This is a genomic window from Mesorhizobium sp. M0664, from assembly GCF_040320565.1.
Taxonomy (GTDB): domain Bacteria; phylum Pseudomonadota; class Alphaproteobacteria; order Rhizobiales; family Rhizobiaceae; genus Mesorhizobium.
In genome coordinates this window covers 54286-76781 of sequence record NZ_JAMYPW010000013.1, presented here as the reverse complement: position 1 = coordinate 76781, position 22496 = coordinate 54286, and the positions used below count along the sequence as shown (strand labels likewise).

The following is a 22496-nucleotide window of genomic DNA, read 5'->3' as shown; positions in this document are numbered from 1 at the left end:
ATCCTCTCACGCTGTTGCGCAGCTGGTGCGAATGCGCGATGCTGGCGCAATGAGCGAAGCGCTGCAGGAGTTGATCGAGATCGCCGGCCGCCATGCGCGCGGGCGAAGAACAAGAACGGCGATTCCCCGCGTTTCGATCGGCCGCAGCGAAGTCGCCACGGCGCCAATACCAGGGGTGTGGGGGTCGGGGATCTTATTCGTACTGCAGGGCGCGAAGACGGTTCTGATCGGCGACCGGGCTCTTCGTTACAATCCGGCCAGCTATTTCATCTATACTGTCGAGACGCCCACCATCAGCCAGATAATCGAAGCGAGCGCGGCGCGTCCTTACCTGGCCATTGGCTTGACCCTTGACCTGCAGGCCGTCGCCGCGCTCCTCGTCGAGCACGCGCCGGCCCTCAGTGGCGACAGTTTCTCCACCTCTCCCGCTGATGACGACCTGCTCGACGCGTTGCGTCGAATGATGCGGCTGCTTGACCGGCCAGCGGAGATTCCCGTGCTCGCGACCATGATCGAGCGAGAGATGCTGTTTCGGCTCCTGCAAGGCCCCCAAGGCGGAAAGCTTCGTGAACTTGCGCGCGCCGATGGCCATCTGTCCCGGATTGGCCGGGCGATCGCCTGGATCCGTTCGCATCCCCATCAGCCGGTCCGGGTCGGCGATCTGGCCGAGATTGCCCGTATGAGCAGTGCTGCGTTTTATCGTCACTTCAAGGCGGCAACGGCCATGAGCCCAATCCAGTATCAAAAGCAAATCCGCTTGCTGGAAGCCCGCCATCTGCTGATTGCCCAGCCGGGCAACGTCGCACGTGTCGCCTTCGCCGTCGGCTATGTGAGTGCTTCCCAGTTCAGCCGGGAGTATGCCCGCCAGTTCGGGTCGCCGCCTGCACGCGACGCAGCGCGGCTTTCGGCAGAAGGCGAAACGGCAATAGAGGTGATCTAAGGCTTGCGCTTGCGGCCGCTATCGCGCCGCTTCTCGCCGACCGCGACGGTCAGCGCCATAGCCAAAGCCATCGTCGCCGACAGCGAGCGGAAGCCGGCGAAATCGGCCTCGGCGACCTCGAACCAGACCCTGGCGAATTGAGCGAGTGGCGAAAAGGAGCTGTCGGTAATCGCCACGATCGGCACGCCTTGCTCCGAAATGACGCGCGCCTCCTCGATGGTGGCCGGGGCATAGGGCGAAAAGCTGATGGCGATCACGGCGTCCCTTGGAGAGGCAAAGCCGATCATCTCTGCATTGAGGCCGGCGGCCGATTCGATCAGCTGGTTGCGGATCTTGAGCTTGCCCAATGCATAGGCGATATAGGAGGCGACCGGGTAGGAGCGCCGCCTGGCCAGCACGTAAATGGTTTCGGCCTTGGCCAGCACGGTGATCGCATCTTCGAAATGGTCTTCATTCAGCGTGCGCGAAATGTCGTTGAGCGAGGTACTGGCTGCGGCAACAAAACCGTCGAAAATCGCGCGGTGGCCGGCGCCTTCCTCGGCCTTGGCGCGCAATGCCGCCAGCCTTTCATCATAGGATGAGTTGCGCTCGCGCAGGCGCTCGCGAAACACCAACTGCAGGCTGGTGAAACCATCAAAACCAAGCTGCTGGGCAAAGCGGATCAGGGTCGAAGGCTGGACACCGGCGGAAGCGGCGATGCTGGCAGCGGTGCCGAAGGCGATATCGTCTGGGTTGTCGAGCGCATAGGCGGCGATCTGGGCGATACGTTTCGGCAGGCTCTGACGCCGCTCCAGTATCGTCGCCCGCAGCGTCTCGAAATCGCGCGGCACCCGTTCGTCCATCGTCGCTCCGCCCAGGCTCATCGTCTGGTTCCCTCTGTGGCCCATCATAGCGGGCCTGTGCAAGAACACCATAAAAAATGAGACAAGCGTTCCATCTGCAGACAAAATGGACTAATTCATCCACACAAATTTTGCGCACAGGGAGGCAAGCGGATGGTCGGGGTAGGTCTTATCGGCACGGGTTTCATGGGCAAGTGCCACGCCATTGCCTGGAACGCGGTCGGCACCGTCTTTCCCGATGTGGCCAAGCCAAGGCTGGTCCATCTGGGCGAGGTCAACGAGGATCTTGCCAAACGCCGTGCCAGCGAATTCGGCTTCGCCAAGGCGTCCGGTGACTGGCGCGCTGTCGTCGACGACCCGGATGTCGATGTCATCTCGCTGACCACGCCGAACCAGTTCCACCCGGAAATGGCCATCGCCATCCTCGAAGCCGGCAAGCATCTGTGGTGTGAAAAACCGATGGCGCCGAATTTTGCGGAGGCGCAAGCAATGGCTGCGGCGGCCCAAAAGTCCGGCAAGGTCGCCGCGCTGGGCTATAACTACATCCAGAACCCAGCGATCCGCCATATCGGGGCGCTGCTCGACGAGAAGATCATCGGCGAGGTCAACCATCTGCGTATCGAGATGGACGAGGACTTCATGGCCGATCCGGAGGCGCTGTTCTTCTGGAAGCACGAGGCGGCGTCCGGCTACGGCGCGCTCGACGATTTCGCCGTGCACCCGCTGTCGCTCATCGCCATACTGTTCGGCCGCGTTGCCCGCGTCATGTGCGACATGGCCAAACCCTATGCCGACCGCCGCGTCGCCTCGGGCGGGCGCCGCGCGGTCGAGACCTACGACATCGCCAGCATCCTGATGCATCTCGAAAACGGCATCGCCGGCACGCTGCTGGTCAACCGTTCGGCCTGGGGCCGCAAAGGCCGGATCGCCATCCAGATTTTTGGCTCGAAGGGCTCGATCCTGTACGACCAGGAGCGGATGAATGAGTTCCAACTCTATCTGACGGCCGACCGGCCGACCGAGCAAGGCTACCGCACCATCCTGGTGGCGCCGCATCATAAGCCTTATGACGCCTTCCTGCCGGCGCCCGGTCACGGCCTTGGCTTTAATGACCTCAAGATTATCGAATGCCGGGAACTGTTGACGCGACTTGCCGGCAAGCCGGCGCGGATCATCGATTTCGACGAAGGCCTGGAGATCGAGCGCACGGTGCACGCGATGGCGCGCTCGTTCGCGGAACAGCGCTGGGTGGAGGTGCGGTAATAAGCCCCTTCTCCCCTTGTGGGAGAAGGTGGCCGAGCGAAGCTCGGTCGGATGAGGGGTTTTGGACGGATCGCTACAGCAAAGAATAAGCGCTTCAAATCCCTCAATATTTTTGCGCCGAGTTTCTTCCAGCACCCCTCATCCGGCTCGGCGCTGCGCGCCGATCCACCTTCTCCCACAAGGGGAGAAGGAGAAGTGCTCAGGCGGCTCCCGGACGGCCAGCGATCATGGCGCGTCGCGCCGACCGGCGCCGCTCGACGGCGTCGGCAAGGCCGTGCAGCACCGTTTCGGTGGTTTCCCAGTCGATACAGCCGTCGGTGATGCTCTGGCCATAGACGAGCGGCTTGCCGGGCACGACGTCCTGCCGGCCGGCGACGAGGTTGCTCTCGATCATGATGCCGATGATGCGCTCGTCGCCCGCCGCGATCTGGCCCGCCACGTCAGCCGCCACCAGCGGCTGGTTTTCCGGTTTCTTGTTGCTGTTGGCATGACTGACATCGATCATCAGCCGAGGCGCCACGCCGATCCGGCCGAGCTCAGCGGAGGCAGCAGCTATGCTTGCCGCGTCGTAGTTGGGCACAATGCCGCCGCGCAGGATGACGTGGCAGTCCTCGTTGCCGGTGGTCGTCGCGATGGCGCTGCGCCCACCTTTCGTCACCGCCATGAAATGGTGCGGCTGGGCGGCGGATTTCACCGCCTCGGCCGCGATCCGCAAATTGCCGTCGGTGCCGTTCTTGAAGCCGACCGGGCAGGACAGGCCTGATGCGAGTTCGCGGTGGATCTGGCTCTCGGTCGTGCGCGCGCCGATCGCGCCCCAGGCGACGAGGTCGGCAATGTATTGCGGAGTTGTCATGTCGAGGAACTCGGTCGCTGAGGGAAGGCCGAGATTGTTGACCGCCGAGAGCACGTTGCGGGCCATCCGCAGACCCTTGTCGATGTTGAATCTGCCGTCGAGGTCGGGATCGTTGATCAGGCCCTTCCAGCCGATCGTCGTGCGCGGCTTCTCGAAATAAACCCGCATCACGATCTCCAGCCGGTCCGACAGGTTTTCACGCAGCGATGCCAAACGGCTGGCATAGTCTACGGCGGCGGCCGGGTCGTGGATTGAACAGGGGCCGACGACGACCACCAGCCGATCGTCGGTGCCGGTCAGCACCGCGTGGATCGCATTGCGTGACGCGGCAACGGTGCGCGTCGCCGTCAGCGTGCGCGGTATCTCCCGCATCACCTCGTCCGGCGTGCTCAATTCCCTTATTTCTTTGACCCGAAGATCGTCTGTGGTCGTCAACACGGCTTATGCTCCTGATTGGGAGACCTGCCGGCTGAAACAAAAAAGCCGCCAGGTCTGGCGGCTGTTCGGATATTGTTGCTGCAATCTTCAGATCGAGCGCAATCCTCCCGCCGCCAGCGAGCTCATAAAGTACCAATATGTGGCGGTCAGGTTGATCATGAGGGCTGATATAGTCGATGCGGATGCGCTTGTCACGTGCCTGGTGAGGAGGAGGTTTACTCCAGCCCATTCGCGATTGGCTGAAGCCCCCCGAACTTCGTCATCCTCGGGTCTGCGCCGCGTCGCTGCGCTCCTTGCTCCGCCCGTGGATGACGAAGCGTTCCGCTAGACTTGCCGGCGTTATTCCGGCGACGACCCGGCGACGCTCTGGTCGTAATCGACCAGCGACCCGGTCATGACGCCGGACTGCGGGCTGATCATATAGCTGATCAACCGGGCAAGCTGCGCCGGCTTCACCAATTGGCCCATCGGCTGCGCGGCTTCGGCCTTCTCCAACCAGTCCTCCGGGGCGTCGTGCCATTTCTTCTGCACGATCGCCTCGCCCTCGGTGTCCATCCAGCCGGGCAGCACCGCATTGCAGCGGATGCGATTGCCGCGATAGGCATTGGCGACATTCTTGGTGAGTGTCGCCAGCGCTCCCTTGCTTGACGAATAAGGCGCCAGGAACGACTGGCCGCAATGCGCCGACATCGACAGCACGTTGACGATCGAGCCCGGTGCCTGGCGCGCCAGCAAATGCGCCACCACGCCCTGCATCAGGAAAAACGGGCCGCGCACATTGGTCTGGAATATCTGGTCGAACAGATCCTCGGAGGTCTCGACCAGCGAGCCGCGAGCCGAGGTGGCAGCGGCGTTGACCAGCGCGTTGACGGAACCAAAATGGCCAATCGCCGTTTCGACCGCACGCTTGCAGTCGGCCACTTTTGAGACGTCGGCGCTGATGAAGATGGCATCGACGCCTGCCCCCTTGAGGATGGCGACAGCCTTGTCGCCCTTCTCCTGCGAGCGGCCGATCAGCGCCAGCGCCCGGCAACCCTCATCGGCCAGCGCTTCGGCGACGGCAAAGCCGATGCCTTGTGCGCCGCCGGTGACGATGGCGCGTGTTTCGGAATTGCGACCGGCGGAACCGTTCATCGCCTTGCTCCTGTGCTTGATAGTCAGATTGTTTTGTCGAGGCGGACGGTCTTGCCTTCCTTGGCCGATTTCAGCGCCGCATCCGCCAGCCTGAGCGCCACCAGCCCGTCCTTGCCGCTCGGCGCCGCCTTCTTGCCTGACGTCGCTGCCGCGATGAAGGCAGCGATCTCGTTGGCATAAGCGTCGAGATAACGGGTCATGAAGAAATCGTGCAGCGGCGGCCGCGTATAGCCTTTCTCATTGGCCAGTTCGATCGACACCGGCCGCTGGTTCTCGGCCGCAATCATGCCTTTCGAGCCATGCACCTCGATGCGCTGGTCGTAGCCGTAGGTGGCGCGGCGCGAGTTGGAGATAACGCATTGCTTGCCGGAGGCAGTTTCGAGGATGACGCTGACGCTGTCGAAGTCGCCGGCCTCGCCGATCTTCTTGTCGACCAGCACCGAAGCGTGAGCGCTGACCGCCACCGGCTCCTCGCCGAGCAGGAAGCGCGCCATGTCGAAATCATGAATGGTCATGTCGCGGAAGATGCCGCCCGAGCGGCCGATATAGTCGAGCGGCGGCGGGCCGGGATCGCGCGAGGTGATTGTCACCATTTCGACAGTGCCGATGGCGCCGTCGTCGATCGCCTTGCGCACGGCGGCAAAATGCGGATCGAAGCGGCGGTTGAAGCCGACCATCAGGGTGGCGCCGGCCTTGTCGACGACGGCCAGGCATTCTTCCACTCTGGCGGCGTCGAGGTCGATCGGCTTTTCGCAGAAAATCGCTTTACCCGCTTTGGCGAAGCGTTCGATCAGATCGGCATGAGTGTCGGTCGGCGTGCAGATGACGACCGCGTCGATATCGCCGGCCTTCTCGATGGCATCGATGCTGCGCACTTCGGCGTCATAGGCAGAGGCCAGATCGGTCGCCGCCTTCTCGAAGGCGTCGGCAACCGCAACCAGCCTGGCCTGCGGATTGGAACCAACGGCGCGAGCATGGACCTTGCCGATACGGCCGGCACCGAGAAGAGCAAAGCGAAGAGGCATGAAGAATTTTCCTTTGAGGATGGTTCGGAAGGGAGGGCGTGTCAGCGCCTGTGGCTCGGCGTTGGCCGTTACGCCGCAAGTTCTGCCTGCCCGGTCTTGGCACCGGTGATGTAGGAGACGATATCGTTGCCGTCGGTGTCTTGCTTGCGCAAATTGGCGACGATGCGGCCGCGCCGGAAAACGACGATGCGGTCGACCAGGTCGAACACCTGGCGCATGTTGTGAGAGATCAGGATCAGCGGTTCGCCATTCTCCTTCAGCGTGCGGATGATGTTTTCGACCTGCATCGTCTCCTGCACGCCGAGTGCCGCCGTCGGCTCATCCATGATGATGAGCTTGGAAGCAAAGGTCGCGGTTCTGGCAATCGCCACGCACTGGCGCTGGCCGCCCGACATGTGGCGGATAGTATTGGAAAGATTGGGGATCTTGACCGCTGTCCGGACCAAGGCTGCCTCGGTCGCCTTGCGCATGAACTTGCGATCGAGGATCGAGAAGGGCCCGAGATTGAAAAGCACCCGCTCGCGGCCGAGGAACAGGTTCGACGGCACGTCGAGGTCGTCGGCGAGCGCCAGGTTCTGGAACACCGTCTCGATGCCCGCCTCGCGGGCTTCGATGGGGCCGGCAAAATTCACTTCCTTGCCGTCGAACCACATCCTGCCGCTGGTGCGCTGCTCGACGCCGGTGATCTGGCGTACGAAGGTCGATTTGCCAGCGCCGTTGTCGCCCATGATGGCGACATGCTCGCCCTTGCGCAGCTCGAAGTCGGCACCCTCCAGCGCATGGACGCCGCCATAATACTTGGTCAGGTTTTCGGTCTTCAGGACGATGTCCGACATGATCAAGCCCTCATCGCCCGCAGGCGTTGGCGCCACTGGTCGAGTACGACTGCGCCGACGATGATCACGCCTTTGACCATCTCCTGATAATAGGCGTCGAGGCGCAGAAAGGTGAAGCCGGAGATGATGACGCCGAAGATCAGCGAGCCGATCACCGTCCCGATAATCGAACCGCGGCCGCCCGACAGCGAGACGCCGCCGATAACCGCCATGGCGATCGCGTCGAGCTCGTACATTACACCCATGCCGGCCTGGGCGGTGAGATTCTTGGAGCTCAGCACCACGGCGGCGAGCGCGGCGAGGACGCCGGCAATGACGTAGACGAGGATCTTGTGGTTGGCGATGTTGATGCCGGACATGCGCGCGGCGTCCTCATTGGAGCCGATTGCATAGCAGTGCTTGCCATATTTGGTGTAACTCAGGATCAGCTGGAACAGCACTGCGAGCGATATGAAAATGATGACCGGCATCAGCCCCTTGCCGATGGCGGCGAAACTCTCGGTCGGAAACGAGATCGGCTGCCCCTTTGACCACCATTTGGCGATGCCGCGTGCGGTGACCATCATGCCGAGCGTGGCGATGAACGGCGGGATGCGCGTGTAGGCGATCAAAGCGCCGTTGACCAGGCCGGCCAGCAGGCCGCAGCCGATCGCGACCAGCACGGGCACGATCACCGGCAGGTCGGTCCAGCCCTGGGCGATGAACATCGCCTTGGGGTTCGGGTTGCCATTGACGGTCGCCACCTGGGCGAAGCTCATGGCTATCATCGCCGTGGCGCCGACGATCGAACCTGAGGACAGGTCGATGCCGCCGGTAATGATCACCTGCGTCACGCCGATGGCAATAATGCCGACGATCGACACCTGCAGGATGATGATCTGCAGCCGCGCTTCGTTGAAGATCGCATCGATATTGTCGCGGGTATTGAAAAGGAAGCTGTCGCCCAGGAAGACCCGGCCGATCAGCTCGAAAGCGCCGACCAGGATGACGAGCGCCAGGAAGACGTTGAATTCGGCCGGCCATGCGCGCCGCTTCGCATCATAGCTGAGCCCGCCGACGCCGTGAGATGTCTGTGCCAATCGTGCTTCCTCCGTCAGCCACAGTCTCCACTCGGCGCTGTTCAGGCCGAGAGGGAAAAAGCGGAGCGGCGCTGTCTTACTTTGGCGCGCCGCTCCGTATCGGACAGGTCCGCCTCAGTTCTTCTTCAGGAACTTGTCGATATTTGCCGGCGTGACCAGCTGGAACGGGATGTAGACCTTGTGCTCGACCTTCTCGCCCTTCGCCAGCTTGAGCGCTGCGTCAAGCGCGCCGGCACCCTGGCCGGCCGCGTCCTGGAACACCGTCGCATCGAGGTCGCCCGCCTGCATCGCGGCAAGCGCATCCTGGGTAGCGTCGACCCCGCCGACGACAACCGACTTCATGTCGATGTTGGCGGCCTTCATCGCCTGGATGGCGCCGATGGCGCTTTCGTCATTATTGGCGATGACGCCGTCGAACGGCTTGCCGGTCGACAGCCAGTTGGTCATCAGGTTCTGCGCTTCTTCGCGCTTCCAGTTCGACGTCTGCTTGTCGATGATCTTGATGAAGCTGCACTCCGGTGTGGCGATCACGTCATCAATGTCCTTGGTGCGCTGCACCGCTGCCTGGTTCGACAGCTCGCCCATGATCACATAGACATTGGCTTCAGTCTTGCCGGCCTCCTTGAAGAGGCGGCAGACCTCCTTGGTCTCGAGCGTGCCGGAATCGGCTTCGTTCGAGGCGACGAAGGCCTGGTTTTCGGGCAGCGTGTCGACGTTGACCGGCTCGCGATTGACATAGACCAGTGGAATCTTGGCAGCGGCGGCTGCGTCCGACATCGCCTGGGTCGCCGAGGTGTCGACCGGGTTGACGATGATGGCGTCGACGCCTGAGGCGGCGAAGTTCTTGATCTGGTCGAGTTGCTTGGCGACGTCGTTCTGCGCATCCTCCACCTGCAGCTCGACGCCGTCCATGCCCTTGGCCTGTTCAATCATGCCGTTGCGCAGCACGGTGAGAAAATTGTCGTCGAACAACGCCATCGACACGCCGATCTTGGCGGCAAAGGCGGACGAACTCATTAGCGCCGCGAACGCGACGCCCAAAAGCAGTTTTTTCATTTTATTTCTCCTCCACATTGGTGTCCGGCTGCACCGATCTACCCGGAATCCCCGATCTCGCAGGGAATTCTCTCCCGATTGCCATTTTTGGTTCCAGAGGCATTTGCCTGAAACAGATCTTCCGGAACGAAAGAACCAAAATGCTCAGATGGTGAAATATTTATTCCATTTCGCGTGGGCGTCAAGCGAGATTTCGCCATGAGGAATGGATTTTCGGCATTTCGAGCGCTTTTGGACGGACGCTCAGGCAAGCGAGGCCTGAAAGCATTCTGATAGATTACATCATGTCTGCCGCCGATGACCGCGACGTCAGATGTTTTCTGGCAGATAAATGTCGAAGGGCAGAAAGGTCTGGCCCGGCGCATTCGCAGCGCCGGTCTCGATGGCATGCGCCATCAGCCCGACAAGCTCGCGGCAAAGCGCCGCCAGTGGCGTCGAGATCACCATGGTCAGGAAATTATCTGCCAGCGCCGCGCGGGAGTCGGGCGTGATCTCGTTGCAGACGACCGCCGGCATCTCAGCCGGCTTTGCCTCCCTCAGCGCCGAGATCGCGCCTTCCATGCCGCCACCGGCGACATAGCAACCGGCGAGATCAGGGTGCCGGGCCAGAAGCTCGATCATTGCATCATGCGTGATCTGGTTCGCTTCCAGATTGACCAACGTCTCGAGGAGAGTGAATTCCGGCGCCTGCTCGCGAAAGAAGGAGCGAAAACCGATCTCGCGAAGCTCATGGCCATGGAAGCGATGGCTGCCGACGAAGAGGGCAACCTTGCCAGGTCTCTTCGCGGCCTTCGAGATCATCCAGGCAGCGGTGCGGCCGACCTTGCGATTGTCCAGGCCAACATAGCCCTCGCGAATACCGGACGCAAAGTCGGAAAGCAGGGAGAACACCGGTACGCTATTGGCTTTGAGAGCCTCGACGGCGACCGTCAGCGTCGGGTGATCAGGCCCGACCAGGGCGACGGCCCTGGATTTGGCGGCCAGCTTGCGCATCCGCTCGACGATCTCGTCCGGCGCCAGCGAAGCGGCGAAGTCGATGGTGGCCACGCCGCGAAAGCGCGGCGACTGCGATACCGCCAGTTCAAGCTCGCGGGCAAATTCGCTGTAGAAGACGTCCTCCCGCCTCAACAGCAGGAACCCGAGCCGGTATTCGGGCAATTCATGGCGCATCCGCTGCTTGATCAATCCGGCTGCGTGATAGCCGATGCTGGTCGCGGCCTCATAGACGCGGCGCGCGGTTTCCTCGCGCACCGGCAAGCGGTTGTTCAGCACTCGATCGACGGTGGCAACGCTGACCCCCGAAATGCGCGCCAGGTCGGTGATCGTCGGGCGTTTCGCCATCGCTGCCTCATTCCACTGTTTGGCCCTTTTACACCATTCTGATGGAAAATGATAGAAACTATCTTTGTGATATTGAGCCTATCAGGGCTCGGCGTTATTTTGAACGCTGACCGAATATGATCGAGGCCTCCGCTATGGTGGATATTGGACTCCGAACCGGGAATACGAGCTCCGCAGCAGCGTCCCGACGCGACTACAGCCTGATCGGCCGCGACGCGAAGCTTGCCGTCGAGAGCGGGCTGGCGGCGGCCGAGTGGTATCACACCGACGTGCCGCGCAAGCAGATGAAGGAGCTGATGCAGCGCTCCGACGGCCCGGCGATCCGCGACACCATCATCTGGCTCGGCACCATGATCCTCAGCGGCGCCGGCGCCGCCTGGTTCTGGGGCAGCTGGTGGTGCGTGCCGTTCTTCTTCGTCTACGGCGTCCTCTACGGTTCCTCCACCGACTCACGCTGGCACGAATGCGGCCACGGCACCGCTTTCAGGACGCAGTGGATGAACCACGTGGTCTATCAGGTCGCCTGCTTCATGATTATGCGCAACCCGGTGACCTGGCGCTGGAGCCACACGCGACATCATACCGATACCATCATAGTCGGCCGCGATCCGGAGATCTCGGTGATGCGTCCGCCCGATCTGCTGCGCGTGGTGCTCAACTTCGTCGGCATTCTCGACGCCTGGCATGCGATGAGCGACATGCTGCGCAATGCAGCCGGTATCGTCAGTCCGGCCGAAAGAACCTTCATTCCCGACCAGGAGCAGCCGAAGGCAATTCGCATTGCCCGCATCTGGACGACAATCTATGCCGCGACCATTGCGCTGGCGCTCTATACCGGCTCGTTCCTGCCGCTGATGCTGGTCGGGCTGCCCAGGCTTTACGGCGCGTGGCACCATGTCATGGTCGGCCTGCTGCAGCATGGCGGCCTGGCTGAAAACGTCACCGATCACCGGCTCAACAGCCGCACCGTCTACATGAACCCGATAAGCCGCTTCATCTACTGGAACATGAACTACCACGTCGAGCATCACATGTTTCCCATGGTGCCCTATCACGCGCTGCCCAGGCTGCACGAACTGATCAAGCACGATCTGCCGGCGCCGACACCATCCATCCTGGCCGGCTACCGCGAGATGATACCGGCTTTCCTGCGCCAGCTGCGCAATGAGGATTATTTCATCAAGCGCGAACTGCCGCCGACGGCGAGGCCCTATCGCGAGGATTTCCACAGCGATAACGCTGCTGTTGCGGTGGCTGCCGAATGACAAGCCCATGCCAAGGCACCAAACATCGAGGGACCCGTAAATGAGCGACTGGGTCGAGGCCTGTGACGCCGAGGACATCGACGAAGAGGACGTGATGCGCTTCGACCATGGCGGCCGCACCTTTGCCATCTATCGCAGCCCCGACGACGAGTATTTCGCCACCGACGGGCTTTGCACGCATGAGAAGGTGCATCTGGCCGACGGGCTGGTCATGGACGACATCATCGAGTGCCCGAAGCACAATGGCCGCTTCAACTACAAGACAGGGGCTGCCAGGGGCGCGCCGGTGTGCGTCGATCTAAGAACTTATCCGGTCAAAGTCGACGCCGGCAAAGTCCTTGTCCGGATCGGTTGATGATGACGAAGGGAATGGTCATCATCGGCGCCGGCGAATGCGGCGGGCGCGCCGCCCTTGCGCTGCGCGAGCTCGGCTATGATGGCCCGGTGACGCTGGTCGGCGACGAGCCGCATCTGCCCTATGAGCGCCCGCCGCTGTCGAAAGACGCGATGGTTGCCGACGCGCCCCTGATCAAGGCGATCGCCAGCGACGCGATCCTGGCCGAGCGCTCTATCCGGCATATCCATTCGGTTTTGGCTGTGGCGATCGACCGCACGGCGCATGTCGTGCGCCTGTCCGACGGTTCCGCCCTGGCCTACGACAAGCTCCTGCTGGCGACCGGTTCGGTGCCGCGCAAGCTGCCTATGCCGGGCCTTGGCGGGCGCTGCGTCTACCTCCGGACCTTCAACGACGCGCTGGCCATTCGCGCCCATCTCAGCGCCGGAAATCGCATCGCCATAGTCGGCGGCGGCTTCATCGGGCTTGAGCTTGCCGCGGCGGCACGCAGACTGGGTGCCGCGGTCACCATCATTGAGGCGCAGCCGCGCATCTTGATGCGCGGCGTGCCAGCCGAGATCGCTGAGGTCATCCATCAGGCGCATGAAGCGGAAGGCGTGAAAATCCTGTGCGGCGAGGGCATCGCCGCCATTGCCGATGATGGCGCCGAAGTGCGCATCGCGCTCGCCGGTGGACGCGACATTGTCGCCGATCTAGCCGTGATCGGCATCGGCGCCGTGCCGGTGACCGGACTTGCCGCGGAGGCGGGGCTGACCGTCGACAATGGCATCGCCGTCGACGCCGAGCTTCGCACCAGCGACCGGGATGTCTTTGCCGCCGGCGATTGCTGTTCGTTTCCGCTCGCCATCTATGGCGGCCGGCGCGTGCGGCTCGAAGCCTGGCGCAACGCACAGGAGCAGGGCGCGCTCGCCGCAAGGAATATGCTTGGCGCCGGCGAGTTCCATGCGGCGGTGCCGTGGTTCTGGTCGGATCAGTACGGCCTGACCTTGCAGATCGCCGGCCTGTCGGACGAAGGCCGCAGCATCGTGCGCCGCGACCTCGGCGACGGCGCCTTCATCCTGTTCCACCTCGCCGAAGACGGCAGGCTGGTTGCGGCAAGCGGCATCGGCGCCGGCAACGCGGTCGCCCGCGACATAAGGCTGGCCGAGATGCTGATTGCGAAGCAGGCAAGGCCGGCGCCGGAAGCGCTGGGCTCGCAGGCGATCAAGCTGAAGTCGCTGCTGGCGGCATGAACGCCGCGTGGATAATTGGCCGAGCGCGTTCGGCTAAAACAGCGCCTTCAGCTCCGGCAGCTTGTCGTTGACCAGCCAGCCATAGTAATTTTCCTCGGGCAGTTTTTCCGGCTCGCCCGCAGCGCGGCGCTTGTCGTTCTCGGCCTTCAGCGCATAGGCGCGCTGTTCGGGGTTGCCGACATTGTAGAGCGTCGACGTGATGCCGGGATTGCCTGAGATGTCAAAGCCGGCAATGCTTCTATAGGCGTCGATCGACTTCCTTATCGTCGCCGCGACATAAGGCAGTGTCAGGTCAGGATCCATGATGGTCTTGTAGACCGCGTTGGGATCGCCGACGTCGAGTTCCGGCAGGCCGGAAACCTTGTGCACGAGGTCGCTCATTTGCAGCGCCGTCAGCGGATTGAGCTGGCCAAGGCCAAAAGTCTGCCCGGCATAATAAGGCTGGAAGAAAGTGGCGCCTAAGCGGTCGTTGGGAAAGCTCTCGCCGTCGACGGTCTTGCCACGGAACGACCGGTTCCACACCTGTTCGCGGCACTCCCACAGATCGTAGCTGTCGGACTTCCCTGCGCATTTCGTAAATTGCGGCCGCTGCACGAAATCGGAGATGTCCTCGCCATCATAGGCAAAGGAGAGCTTGCTCGACAGATACGAAATCGCCTTGACGTAGTAGGTCTGCAGCCGGTCGTAGGCATCGACATTGTAGGTGTGCTCGCCGACGATGGCGCCGACGATATGCATTGGGTCGATTCCATAGGCCGCGGCTGCCTGCTTGATCTTGCCGCGCAACTCGGCATCGTTCTGGAGCAGCGCAAAGACTTTGCGGTATTTCGCCTGGAAGGTGGTGTTGGTCGCCTGGGTGCGCCGGCTCGAAGCGCCCGGTATGTCGGGCTGCTCGGTGTTGCGGTTGCCCGGCGGCACCATCGTTGCCGCTTGCGCGGCGAACATGGCTGCCGCCAGCGTCAGCCCCAAAATGACGAGGATCAGTTTTTTCATGCGCCGCCGCCCAAATAGTCGCCGGCAAACTAGGTAATGCTCCACCGGGAGTCGAGAGACGCCTGCACCCGACGGGACGAAAGCTTGCCGGATGCTTCCATTTGGCCACACATCGGGAATGCTGGGCCAAATTGGGGAGGCCGGGAGCAATTCCCCGACCCTCTTCGAGAATGAAGCGTCTCCTACAGGATGAAACGCGACAAGTCCGTGTTTCTGGAGAGGTCGCCGACATGCTTCTCGACATAGGCGGCATCGATGGTCACCGAGGTGCCGTTGCGGTCCGGCGCGTCATAGGAGATATCGTCCAGCACCCGTTCCATCACCGTCTGCAGCCGCCTGGCGCCGATATTCTCGACGCTGGCGTTAAGGTCCACGGCGATGCCGGCCAACGAATCGATCGCGTCATCGGTGAAGACCAGGTCGACGCCTTCGGTCTTCATCAGCGCGATATACTGCTTGATCAGGCTGGCTTCGGTCTCGGTGAGGATGCGGACGAAATCGTCCTTCTCCAGCGCCCGCAGCTCGACACGGATCGGCAGGCGGCCCTGCAATTCCGGCAGCAGATCGGATGGCTTGGCGACGTGGAACGCACCTGAAGCGATGAACAGGATGTGGTCGGTCTTCACCGGTCCGTATTTGGTCGCAACCGTGGTGCCTTCGACCAGTGGCAACAGGTCGCGCTGGACGCCCTCGCGCGAAACACCGGCACCGATGCCGCCTTCACGCGAGGCGATCTTGTCGATCTCGTCAAGGAAGACAATGCCGTCATTCTCGGTCGATTCGAGTGCCCTGCGCACCACTTCGTCCTGATCGAGCAGCTTGTCGGACTCGTCGCTGATCAACAGCCCGTAGGACTCCTTGACGGTCGTCTTGCGCAACTTGGTCTTCTTGCCGCCCATCGCCTTCGACAGCATGTCGTTGATGTTGAGCACGCCGATATTGGCGCCCGGCATGCCGGGGATCTCGAAGCCAGGCATGCCGCCATTGCCGGTATCGGCCACTTCGATCTCGATCTCCTTGTCGTCGAGCTCGCCGTCGCGCAGCTTCTTGCGGAAACTGTCGCGGGTGGCCGGGCTCGCCGTCTTGCCGACGAGCGCTTCGAGCACCCGTTCCTCGGCGTTGATGTGGGCACGCGCCTTGACGTCCTCGCGCATCTTCTCGCGCACCAGCCCGATGGCGATCTCGACCAGATCGCGGATGATCTGCTCGACATCGCGGCCGACATAACCGACCTCGGTGAACTTGGTGGCTTCGACCTTGACGAAAGGCGCACCGGCAAGGCGTGCCAGGCGGCGTGAAATCTCGGTCTTGCCGACACCGGTCGGGCCGATCATCAGGATGTTCTTCGGCATCACCTCTTCGCGCATCTGGCCCTCGAGCTGCTGGCGGCGCCAACGGTTGCGCAAGGCAATCGCCACGGCACGCTTGGCGTCTTTCTGGCCGATGATGAAGCGGTCGAGTTCCGAAACGATTTCGCGGGGAGAGAAGGTGCTCATGTCACTAAATTCCACTTTGCCACTGCCGAATGGACTCGAACGGATGCAGCAGCATGATCACGTTGAGTGTCAGATTGTCCCGGATGAGATAGCCGACACCGAATTCGAAGATGAGGGCGAGGGTCACGATCACCCATATAGGAAACCTTCGCGCCATGACAAACCCCAGCACCATGGCCAGCGTGTCGGACACCGAATTGATGATGCTATCGCCATAATAGTCGAGCGAGATTGTGCCGGCGCGGTAGCGGTCGATGATGAAAGGGCTGTTCTCGAGCAACTCCCAGCCGCCCTCTATAACCACCGCAAAGGCCAGCCTGAGCCCGATCGGCGAGCGCGGGAAAAGGAACCACGCCAGCGCATAGAACAAGAAGCCGTGAATGATGTGCGAGAAGCTGTACCAGTCGGAAATATGCTGGGAATTCTCGGAGCTCTGCACAATGCCGTGCCACAGCTTGACATAGCCGCAGGTACAGATCGGCGTCCGCCCCATGCCGTAGAGGACCCCGGCCTGGAAGATGACCAGGCCGAGAACCAACAGAAGCCCCATTCGCCAGCTGTCTTCGTAGGCCGAGACGGTTTTGTCGCTGGATACGCTCATGCTGCTATTGCCCCTCTTTTGCCTCACCCTGTCCGGCGTCGCCCTCTGGGGCATCAATCGCCATCAGCACGGCATCGCCATATTCCGACTTCCTGCGATCGATAGCCCTGAAACCGGCCTTTTCATAGGCACGGATAGCCCGTGCATTGGCGGGGTCCGGGTCGATGATGACGCGCGGCGTACCTTCCTCGAAAAGCTGCTCGACGAACTGCCGGACGATCGCCGAGCCGTGGCCGACCCCGACAAGCCCCGGCACGCCGATCGACAGATCGATGCCGAGCGTGCCGAACGGCTGGTCGCTATAGGGATGGCCGTCCTCCAGATGCGGATCGTAGCTCTGCAAATAGCCGATGGGCTTTCCGTCGAGCTCGATAATCAGCGGCTCGACCGAAATGCTGTCGATATGCTCGCGGATCTCCGCAATCTCGGTCTCTGGGTCGTTCCACCATTCGGCGACATGCGGCTCGGCAAGCCAGCCGGCGATCATCGGCAGGTCCCTCTGGATCACCGGCCGAAAACCATAGCGGAGGCTCCGCTCAGGCGGCATCGAGGGTTTCGACGACGAAGTTGTTGTTTGTGTAGACGCAAATGTCTGACGCGATCTGCATCGCCTTGCGGGCGATCTCCTCTGCGCCCTTGTCGCTGTCCATCAAAGCGCGTGCCGCCGCCAGCGCGTAATTGCCGCCGGAGCCGATGGCCATGACGCCAAATTCGGGCTCCAGCACGTCGCCGGTGCCGGTCAGCGCCAGCGACACCGACTTGTCGGCCACCAGCATCATTGCTTCCAGCCGGCGCAAATAACGGTCGGTGCGCCAGTCCTTGGCGAGCTCGACGCAGGCACGTGTTAGCTGGTCGGGATATTGTTCGAGCTTGGCTTCGAGCCGCTCAAGCAGCGTGAAAGCATCGGCGGTGGCGCCGGCAAAACCGGCGATGACGTTGCCGCTTTTGCCGATGCGGCGCACCTTCTTGGCGTTGCCCTTCATGATGGTCTGGCCGAGGCTGACCTGGCCGTCGCCGGCGATCACCACCTTGCCGCCCTTGCGCACGGTCAGGATGGTCGTGGCATGCATGGTCAGTTCATTCGACATTTTCTGCTCCGATCAGCACCGATCCCATCGAGGCGATCGGCGCGTTACGAGTGACTTGATCGGCCATATGTATGCATAGGCCGGATGATTGCAAACCGGCCATCCGCCGGGCCGGACTGTGCTCCGCAGCGGTAACTGGCAATCGCCGGATCATGCTGCTAGAAGGCTTTCGTTTTCAGGCATGTGAACGCCTGAACCGTGCAAATCTGAGACAAGGATGAGGTCATGGCGCCCCGTTCCGCCGAGATAAGCCGCAAGACCAGGGAAACCGACATCGCCGTGTCGGTTCAGGTCGACGGCTCGGGCAAATCCGACATTTCGACGGGCGTCGGCTTCTTCGACCATATGCTGGACCAGTTGTCGCGCCATTCGCTGATCGACATGACCGTGAAGGCCAAGGGCGACCTGCACATAGACGACCACCACTCGGTCGAGGATACGGGCATCGCGCTCGGCCAGGCGCTGGCCAAGGCGTTGGGCGAGCGGCGCGGCATCATGCGCTACGCCTCGATCGATCTCACCATGGACGAGACACTGACGCGGGCGGCAATCGATGTCTCCGGCCGGCCTTTTCTGGTCTGGAATGTTTCGTTCTCGTCGCCGAAGATCGGTACGTTCGATACCGAGCTGGTGCGCGAATTCTTCCACGCGCTGGCGCAGAATGCCGGCATCACGCTTCATGTCACCAATCATTACGGCGCCAACAACCACCACATCGCCGAGACCTGCTTCAAGGCCGTGGCGCGTGTGTTGCGTTCGGCGCTTGAGCGCGACCCGCGCCAGCCGGACGCGGTTCCCTCCACCAAGGGATCCCTGAAAGGATAGCGTCATGGCCATCTATGTCGTGATGAAGCCGCCAGGCCGCAGCGAAAGCGTGGACACTACCTTTATCCGTGACGGCTTTGCCTGGCTCGGCTTCCTGGTGCCGCCGCTGTGGCTGGCCTGGCACCGGCTGTGGGTCGAGGCGGCATTGGCGTTTGTCGCCATGGGCCTGCTCTCGATGCTAGGCGAAAGGCTGGACCTGGAAACAGCCGGCTCGCTTTTATCCCTGCTTGTCATGCTCTTTGTCGGACTGGAAGGGCAGGGCTTGCGGATCGCAGCCCTGCGCCGTCGCGGCTGGCATGAATGGGGCGTGGTCGAGGCCGACAGGCTCGACGACGCAGACCTCCGCTATGCATTGGAAGCCGATGCTCAGTCGGATGAACAACCGACGGTGCAACGCATCGTCCCAGACGCAGCACATGCCCGGTCGGCGCAGATGGGCCTGGCGCTGGGGCTGAACCATATTCCGGGAAAGCCCTGAGATGAGGGTAGCGATCATCGATTACGGGTCGGGCAATCTGCGCTCGGCCACCAAGGCCTTCGAGCGTGCCGCGCATGAAGCCGGTATTGCCGCCGCGATCGAACTCACCGCCGATGCCGAGCGGGTCAGGACCGCCGACCGCATCGTCCTGCCCGGCGTCGGTGCCTATGCCGATTGCGCCGCTGGACTGCGTGCGGTAGCCGGCATGTGGGAAGCGGTCGAGGAGGTGGCGATCGCCAAGGCTCGGCCGTTCCTCGGCATCTGCGTCGGCATGCAGCTGATGTCGGAGCGAGGCCTGGAAAAGACCGTCACAAAGGGCTTTGGCTGGGTCGCCGGCGACGTCAAGGAGATCACGCCGGCCGATCCGACACTGAAGATCCCGCAGATCGGCTGGAACACGATTGACCTGAAGCGCAAGCATCCGCTGTTTTCCGGCATTGCGACGGGTGGCAAGGGACTGCATGCCTATTTCGTCCACTCCTACCATCTCGATGCACGGAAGGAGGATGAGGTGCTGGCGGTTGCCGACTATGGCGGCCCGGTAACGGCCGCTGTCGCTCGCGACAACCTCGCCGGAACGCAATTCCACCCCGAGAAGAGCCAGGCGCTGGGCCTGGCGCTGATCACCAATTTCCTAGGCTGGAGGCCCTGAACCATGAGCAAGAAGGGCTATTGGATGGCAATGGTCGATGTCCGCGATCCCGAGATCTACAAGCGATATATCGAGGCCAATGCCGCGGCTTTCGCGAAATACGGCGCGAAGTTCCCGGTGCGCGCCGGGCGGTACACCAGCCCGGAAGGACCGGCAGGCAATCGCCACGTGCTGGTGGAGTTCGAATCCTATGAAAAGGCGCTGGAATGCTACGGCTCGCCTGAATACCAGGAGGCGTTGAAGTACAGGCTCGCCGGCTCGACCGGCCACTTTGTCATCGTCGAAGGCGCCTGAAGGTGTTTCTGTTTCCGGCGATAGACCTCAAGGACGGCAAATGCGTGCGCCTCAGGCATGGCGACATGGCGACCGCCACCATCTACAATGACGATCCCGCCGCTCAGGCGCGCGTCTTCGAAGAGCAGGGCTTCGAATGGTTGCACGTCGTCGACCTCAACGGCGCCTTCAAGGGCCAGAGCGTCAACAGCGCCGCGGTCGGCGCCATCCTGAAGGCGACGAGCAATCCGGTGCAGCTCGGCGGCGGCATCCGCACCCTGGCGCAGATCGAGGACTGGCTCGACCGTGGGCTGGCCCGCGTCATTCTTGGCACCGTGGCGGTCCGCGATCCGGATCTGGTCAGGCAGGCCTGCAAGGCATTCCCGGGCAAGATCGCTGTCGGCATCGACGCCAAGGGCGGTAAGGTCGCGGTCGAAGGCTGGGCTGAGGCCTCGAGCCTCGGCGTCATTGAACTGGCGAGGAAATTCGAGGGTGCCGGCGTCGCCGCCATCATCTACACCGATATCGACCGCGACGGTGTGCTGACTGGCATCAACTGGGACGCCACCATCGATCTCGCCGACGCGGTGTCGATCCCGGTTATCGCCTCGGGCGGGCTCGCCTCGATCGCCGACATCGTGCGCATGACCATGCCCGATGCCCGCAAGCTCGAAGGCGCGATCTCCGGCCGCGCCCTCTACGACGGCCGCATCGACCCGGCCGAGGCATTGGCGATCCTGCGTGGCAAACCGATGGCAGGGTGTGAAACGTGAAGGTCTCGATTATCGTTGCTCCCTACGACAGCGGGCACTATCACGAGGGGTGCGGCCAGGGGCCGGACGCCATCGTCGGCGGTGGGCTGGTCGAAGCCCTGACCGTGGCTGGCCATGATGTCGCCGTCGAAGATATCGGCAAGGTCGGAGACGAGCAGGGGCGCGAAATTGCAACCGGCTTCGCCGTCTGCAACGCCGTCGCGACCAAGGTTAACCTCGCCCGCGATGGAGGACGCTTCCCCATTATCCTTGCTGGAAATTGCCTGACCGCCGCCGGTGCGGTTGCCGGTGAAGCGGCGGATTCGATCATCTGGATCGACCAGCATGGCGATCTCAACACGCCGGAGACGTCGGCCTACGGCTTTCTCGACGGCATGGCGCTGGCGGCGACGCTCGGGCTCTGCTGGCATCCGATGGCGGCAGCAATTCCGGGGTTCCGGCCGATAGACCCGGCGCGCTGCATGCTGGTCGATGCCCGCGACCTCGATCCCGACGAAAAGCGACTGCTGGAAACTTTGCCGATCGTGCGCACCGAATGTGCCGGTGCACTCGATATGATCGGAAAGCTCACGGCGGCAGGGACTGTGCGGGCGCATCTGCATCTCGACCTGGATGTTCTCGATCCGGATGTGCTGCAGGTGAACCGCTACGCGCACCCGGGCGGCCCGAGTCCGGAACAGCTGCGGCAGCTTGCCTGCGGACTGGCCAGGTCAATCCCGATTGTCGGCGTGACGCTCTCGGCCTACGACCCGGCCTTTGATTCCCAGTCCGAAGTTCCGCCCGTCGTCGGCCAGCTGCTTGTCGACTTTCTTGCGGCGATCGAGAGGATCTGATGCTGAAAGCCCGCGTCATCCCCTGTCTCGACGTCAAGAACGGCCGTGTCGTCAAGGGCGTCAATTTCGTCGACCTGGTCGATGCCGGCGATCCCGTCGAAGCGGCAAAAGCCTATGACGCGGCCGGCGCCGACGAGCTCTGCTTTCTCGACATCACCGCCTCGTCGGAAAACCGCGAGACCATTTTCGATGTCATCGCCCGCACCGCCGAACAATGTTTCATGCCGCTGACCGTTGGCGGTGGCGTCCGTCAGGTCGCCGACATCAGGAAGCTGCTACTGGCCGGCGCCGACAAGGTGTCGATCAACACGGCGGCGGTGAAGACCCCAAATTTTGTCGCCGAGGCTGCCGACAAATTCGGCAACCAGTGCATCGTCGTCGCCATCGATGCCAAGAAAGTGTCCGCTGCGAGCGAGGCTGATCGCTGGGAGATATTCACCCATGGCGGCCGCGAGAAGACCGGCATCGACGCCGTCGAGTTCGCTCGGCGAGTGGTCGACCTCGGCGCCGGCGAGATCCTGCTGACATCGATGGACCGCGACGGCACCAAGGCCGGCTATGATATAGCCCTTACCCGCGCGGTCGCCGATGCCGTACGCGTGGCGGTCATCGCTTCCGGTGGCGTCGGCACGCTCGACCACCTTGTCGAAGGCATTCGCGACGGCCATGCCGGCGCGGTGCTGGCGGCGTCGATCTTCCATTTCGGCACCTACAGCATCGCCGAAGCCAAGCTGCACATGGCTCAGGCCGGACTGCCGATGCGGCTGGACTCGCCGGGTAATCGGTCCTAGAGCCTTTCCGGCTAAGAAGAGGCTGTAAACGCCG

The 22496-nt window shown here is 62.5% G+C and carries 25 protein-coding genes; 12 read left to right on the top strand and 13 right to left on the bottom strand.

Annotated elements, in window-relative coordinates; translation table 11 throughout:
- Window positions 1-49 precede the first annotated feature (49 nt).
- Entirely contained in the window at window positions 50-940 is an 891-nt protein-coding gene (locus NKI39_RS15110; RefSeq protein ID WP_352832614.1) for an AraC family transcriptional regulator, read from the top strand.
- Here the strand turns inward: NKI39_RS15110 and NKI39_RS15105 are convergent.
- Window positions 937-1782 carry a MurR/RpiR family transcriptional regulator gene (locus tag NKI39_RS15105; protein ID WP_352832670.1) on the bottom strand — a complete coding sequence of 282 codons (846 nt, stop codon included), beginning with the start codon at window positions 1780-1782 and terminating at the stop codon, window positions 937-939. The two genes, NKI39_RS15110 and NKI39_RS15105, sit on opposite strands and share 4 nt — an antisense overlap.
- Before the next feature lie 153 nt (window positions 1783-1935).
- Here NKI39_RS15105 and NKI39_RS15100 point away from each other — a divergent pair, with 153 nt between their 5' ends.
- The gene (locus NKI39_RS15100; protein WP_352769550.1) at window positions 1936-3045 is read left to right on the top strand and encodes a Gfo/Idh/MocA family protein; all 1110 of its coding nucleotides are present in this window, start codon (window positions 1936-1938) and stop codon (window positions 3043-3045) included.
- Window positions 3046-3244: 199 nt separating this feature from the next.
- On the opposite strand, the gene NKI39_RS15095 is transcribed toward NKI39_RS15100, so the two are convergent.
- The 7 genes from NKI39_RS15095 to NKI39_RS15065 all read right to left on the bottom strand — a co-directional run bounded on the left by NKI39_RS15095 (window position 3245) and on the right by NKI39_RS15065 (window position 10807).
- Window positions 3245-4336, bottom strand: coding sequence for a 3-deoxy-7-phosphoheptulonate synthase (locus NKI39_RS15095; RefSeq protein ID WP_352832612.1), 1092 nt, complete (start codon window positions 4334-4336; stop codon window positions 3245-3247).
- Between the two features lie 339 nt (window positions 4337-4675).
- Window positions 4676-5470 carry an SDR family oxidoreductase gene (locus NKI39_RS15090; RefSeq protein WP_352832609.1) on the bottom strand — a complete coding sequence of 265 codons (795 nt, stop codon included), beginning with the start codon at window positions 5468-5470 and terminating at the stop codon, window positions 4676-4678.
- Window positions 5471-5493: 23 nt separating this feature from the next.
- The gene (iolG, locus tag NKI39_RS15085) at window positions 5494-6495 is read right to left on the bottom strand and encodes an inositol 2-dehydrogenase (protein ID WP_352832606.1); all 1002 of its coding nucleotides are present in this window, start codon (window positions 6493-6495) and stop codon (window positions 5494-5496) included.
- A gap of 68 nt (window positions 6496-6563) precedes the next feature.
- Window positions 6564-7331 carry an ATP-binding cassette domain-containing protein gene (locus NKI39_RS15080; protein ID WP_023677519.1) on the bottom strand — a complete coding sequence of 256 codons (768 nt, stop codon included), beginning with the start codon at window positions 7329-7331 and terminating at the stop codon, window positions 6564-6566.
- Window positions 7332-7333: 2 nt separating this feature from the next.
- Window positions 7334-8410 (bottom strand): ABC transporter permease, encoded by a 1077-nt coding sequence (locus NKI39_RS15075; RefSeq protein ID WP_292655972.1) that lies wholly within the window; start codon window positions 8408-8410, stop codon window positions 7334-7336.
- 114 nt (window positions 8411-8524) lie between these two features.
- Complete coding sequence (locus tag NKI39_RS15070) at window positions 8525-9466, bottom strand: sugar ABC transporter substrate-binding protein (protein WP_352451673.1); 942 nt, start codon at window positions 9464-9466, stop codon at window positions 8525-8527.
- A gap of 309 nt (window positions 9467-9775) precedes the next feature.
- Window positions 9776-10807, bottom strand: a complete 1032-nt coding sequence (locus NKI39_RS15065) for a LacI family DNA-binding transcriptional regulator (RefSeq protein WP_352832603.1) — start codon at window positions 10805-10807, stop codon at window positions 9776-9778.
- Between the two features lie 137 nt (window positions 10808-10944).
- On the opposite strand from NKI39_RS15065, the gene NKI39_RS15060 reads away from it, so the two are divergent.
- Genes NKI39_RS15060 through NKI39_RS15050 form a run of 3 tightly spaced genes read left to right on the top strand, consistent with a single transcriptional unit; the run spans window position 10945 to window position 13659 of the window.
- Entirely contained in the window at window positions 10945-12072 is a 1128-nt protein-coding gene (locus tag NKI39_RS15060) for a fatty acid desaturase family protein (protein WP_352832601.1), read from the top strand.
- Window positions 12073-12112: 40 nt separating this feature from the next.
- Entirely contained in the window at window positions 12113-12427 is a 315-nt protein-coding gene (locus tag NKI39_RS15055; RefSeq protein WP_023677524.1) for a MocE family 2Fe-2S type ferredoxin, read from the top strand.
- Window positions 12428-12429: 2 nt separating this feature from the next.
- Window positions 12430-13659 (top strand): NAD(P)/FAD-dependent oxidoreductase, encoded by a 1230-nt coding sequence (locus NKI39_RS15050; RefSeq protein ID WP_352832667.1) that lies wholly within the window; start codon window positions 12430-12432, stop codon window positions 13657-13659.
- Window positions 13660-13692: 33 nt separating this feature from the next.
- Here NKI39_RS15050 and NKI39_RS15045 read toward each other — a convergent pair whose 3' ends face one another.
- The 5 genes from NKI39_RS15045 to hslV all read right to left on the bottom strand — a co-directional run bounded on the left by NKI39_RS15045 (window position 13693) and on the right by hslV (window position 17837).
- A complete protein-coding gene (locus NKI39_RS15045; RefSeq protein WP_352832598.1) occupies window positions 13693-14652 on the bottom strand; it encodes a DUF1402 family protein in 960 nt (319 codons plus the stop codon).
- 182 nt (window positions 14653-14834) lie between these two features.
- Window positions 14835-16148 carry an ATP-dependent protease ATPase subunit HslU gene (gene hslU / locus NKI39_RS15040; protein ID WP_254815924.1) on the bottom strand — a complete coding sequence of 438 codons (1314 nt, stop codon included), beginning with the start codon at window positions 16146-16148 and terminating at the stop codon, window positions 14835-14837.
- Between the two features lie 4 nt (window positions 16149-16152).
- Window positions 16153-16749, bottom strand: coding sequence for a DUF2585 domain-containing protein (locus NKI39_RS15035; RefSeq protein ID WP_352832596.1), 597 nt, complete (start codon window positions 16747-16749; stop codon window positions 16153-16155).
- A 4-nt stretch (window positions 16750-16753) separates the two neighbouring features.
- On the bottom strand, window positions 16754-17296 hold the full coding sequence (locus tag NKI39_RS15030; protein WP_352472585.1) for a GNAT family N-acetyltransferase: 543 nt from the start codon (window positions 17294-17296) through the stop codon (window positions 16754-16756).
- On the bottom strand, window positions 17286-17837 hold the full coding sequence (hslV, locus tag NKI39_RS15025; RefSeq protein ID WP_352472584.1) for an ATP-dependent protease subunit HslV: 552 nt from the start codon (window positions 17835-17837) through the stop codon (window positions 17286-17288). The genes NKI39_RS15030 and hslV overlap by 11 nt, the downstream gene beginning before the upstream one ends.
- Before the next feature lie 225 nt (window positions 17838-18062).
- On the opposite strand from hslV, the gene hisB reads away from it, so the two are divergent.
- Genes hisB through hisF form a run of 7 tightly spaced genes read left to right on the top strand, consistent with a single transcriptional unit; the run spans window position 18063 to window position 22462 of the window.
- Window positions 18063-18662: an imidazoleglycerol-phosphate dehydratase HisB gene (gene hisB, locus NKI39_RS15020; RefSeq protein WP_352832594.1), complete on the top strand. Its 600-nt coding sequence runs from the start codon at window positions 18063-18065 to the stop codon at window positions 18660-18662.
- A gap of 4 nt (window positions 18663-18666) precedes the next feature.
- Window positions 18667-19140 (top strand): DUF2628 domain-containing protein, encoded by a 474-nt coding sequence (locus tag NKI39_RS15015; RefSeq protein WP_352813974.1) that lies wholly within the window; start codon window positions 18667-18669, stop codon window positions 19138-19140.
- A 1-nt stretch (window position 19141) separates the two neighbouring features.
- The gene (gene hisH, locus NKI39_RS15010) at window positions 19142-19792 is read left to right on the top strand and encodes an imidazole glycerol phosphate synthase subunit HisH (RefSeq protein WP_023677533.1); all 651 of its coding nucleotides are present in this window, start codon (window positions 19142-19144) and stop codon (window positions 19790-19792) included.
- A gap of 3 nt (window positions 19793-19795) precedes the next feature.
- Window positions 19796-20086 (top strand): DUF1330 domain-containing protein, encoded by a 291-nt coding sequence (locus NKI39_RS15005; protein ID WP_352472581.1) that lies wholly within the window; start codon window positions 19796-19798, stop codon window positions 20084-20086.
- Between the two features lie 2 nt (window positions 20087-20088).
- Window positions 20089-20838: a 1-(5-phosphoribosyl)-5-[(5-phosphoribosylamino)methylideneamino]imidazole-4-carboxamide isomerase gene (hisA, locus tag NKI39_RS15000; protein WP_352472580.1), complete on the top strand. Its 750-nt coding sequence runs from the start codon at window positions 20089-20091 to the stop codon at window positions 20836-20838.
- Window positions 20835-21671, top strand: coding sequence for an arginase family protein (locus NKI39_RS14995; RefSeq protein ID WP_352813970.1), 837 nt, complete (start codon window positions 20835-20837; stop codon window positions 21669-21671). Before hisA ends, NKI39_RS14995 begins: the two co-directional genes overlap by 4 nt.
- Window positions 21668-22462 carry an imidazole glycerol phosphate synthase subunit HisF gene (gene hisF / locus NKI39_RS14990; protein ID WP_352814122.1) on the top strand — a complete coding sequence of 265 codons (795 nt, stop codon included), beginning with the start codon at window positions 21668-21670 and terminating at the stop codon, window positions 22460-22462. The genes NKI39_RS14995 and hisF overlap by 4 nt, the downstream gene beginning before the upstream one ends.
- The last annotated feature ends 34 nt before the right edge of the window (window positions 22463-22496 follow it).

Coding starts and splice junctions, on each gene's coding strand:
- NKI39_RS15110 (WP_352832614.1), top strand. CDS start 50: ATGAGCGAAGCGCTGCAGGAGTTGATCGAGATCGCCGGCCGCCATGCG.
- NKI39_RS15015 (WP_352813974.1), top strand. CDS start 18,667: ATGGCCATCTATGTCGTGATGAAGCCGCCAGGCCGCAGCGAAAGCGTG.
- NKI39_RS15030 (WP_352472585.1), bottom strand. CDS start 17,296: ATGCCGCCTGAGCGGAGCCTCCGCTATGGTTTTCGGCCGGTGATCCAG.
- NKI39_RS15090 (WP_352832609.1), bottom strand. CDS start 5,470: ATGAACGGTTCCGCCGGTCGCAATTCCGAAACACGCGCCATCGTCACC.
- NKI39_RS15065 (WP_352832603.1), bottom strand. CDS start 10,807: ATGGCGAAACGCCCGACGATCACCGACCTGGCGCGCATTTCGGGGGTC.
- NKI39_RS15045 (WP_352832598.1), bottom strand. CDS start 14,652: ATGAAAAAACTGATCCTCGTCATTTTGGGGCTGACGCTGGCGGCAGCC.
- hisB (WP_352832594.1), top strand. CDS start 18,063: ATGGCGCCCCGTTCCGCCGAGATAAGCCGCAAGACCAGGGAAACCGAC.
- NKI39_RS15070 (WP_352451673.1), bottom strand. CDS start 9,466: ATGAAAAAACTGCTTTTGGGCGTCGCGTTCGCGGCGCTAATGAGTTCG.
- hslU (WP_254815924.1), bottom strand. CDS start 16,148: ATGAGCACCTTCTCTCCCCGCGAAATCGTTTCGGAACTCGACCGCTTC.
- NKI39_RS15055 (WP_023677524.1), top strand. CDS start 12,113: ATGAGCGACTGGGTCGAGGCCTGTGACGCCGAGGACATCGACGAAGAG.
- NKI39_RS15005 (WP_352472581.1), top strand. CDS start 19,796: ATGAGCAAGAAGGGCTATTGGATGGCAATGGTCGATGTCCGCGATCCC.
- NKI39_RS15105 (WP_352832670.1), bottom strand. CDS start 1,782: ATGGACGAACGGGTGCCGCGCGATTTCGAGACGCTGCGGGCGACGATA.
- iolG (WP_352832606.1), bottom strand. CDS start 6,495: ATGCCTCTTCGCTTTGCTCTTCTCGGTGCCGGCCGTATCGGCAAGGTC.
- NKI39_RS15100 (WP_352769550.1), top strand. CDS start 1,936: ATGGTCGGGGTAGGTCTTATCGGCACGGGTTTCATGGGCAAGTGCCAC.
- hslV (WP_352472584.1), bottom strand. CDS start 17,837: ATGTCGAATGAACTGACCATGCATGCCACGACCATCCTGACCGTGCGC.
- NKI39_RS15050 (WP_352832667.1), top strand. CDS start 12,430: ATGACGAAGGGAATGGTCATCATCGGCGCCGGCGAATGCGGCGGGCGC.
- NKI39_RS15080 (WP_023677519.1), bottom strand. CDS start 7,331: ATGTCGGACATCGTCCTGAAGACCGAAAACCTGACCAAGTATTATGGC.
- NKI39_RS15035 (WP_352832596.1), bottom strand. CDS start 16,749: ATGAGCGTATCCAGCGACAAAACCGTCTCGGCCTACGAAGACAGCTGG.
- hisH (WP_023677533.1), top strand. CDS start 19,142: ATGAGGGTAGCGATCATCGATTACGGGTCGGGCAATCTGCGCTCGGCC.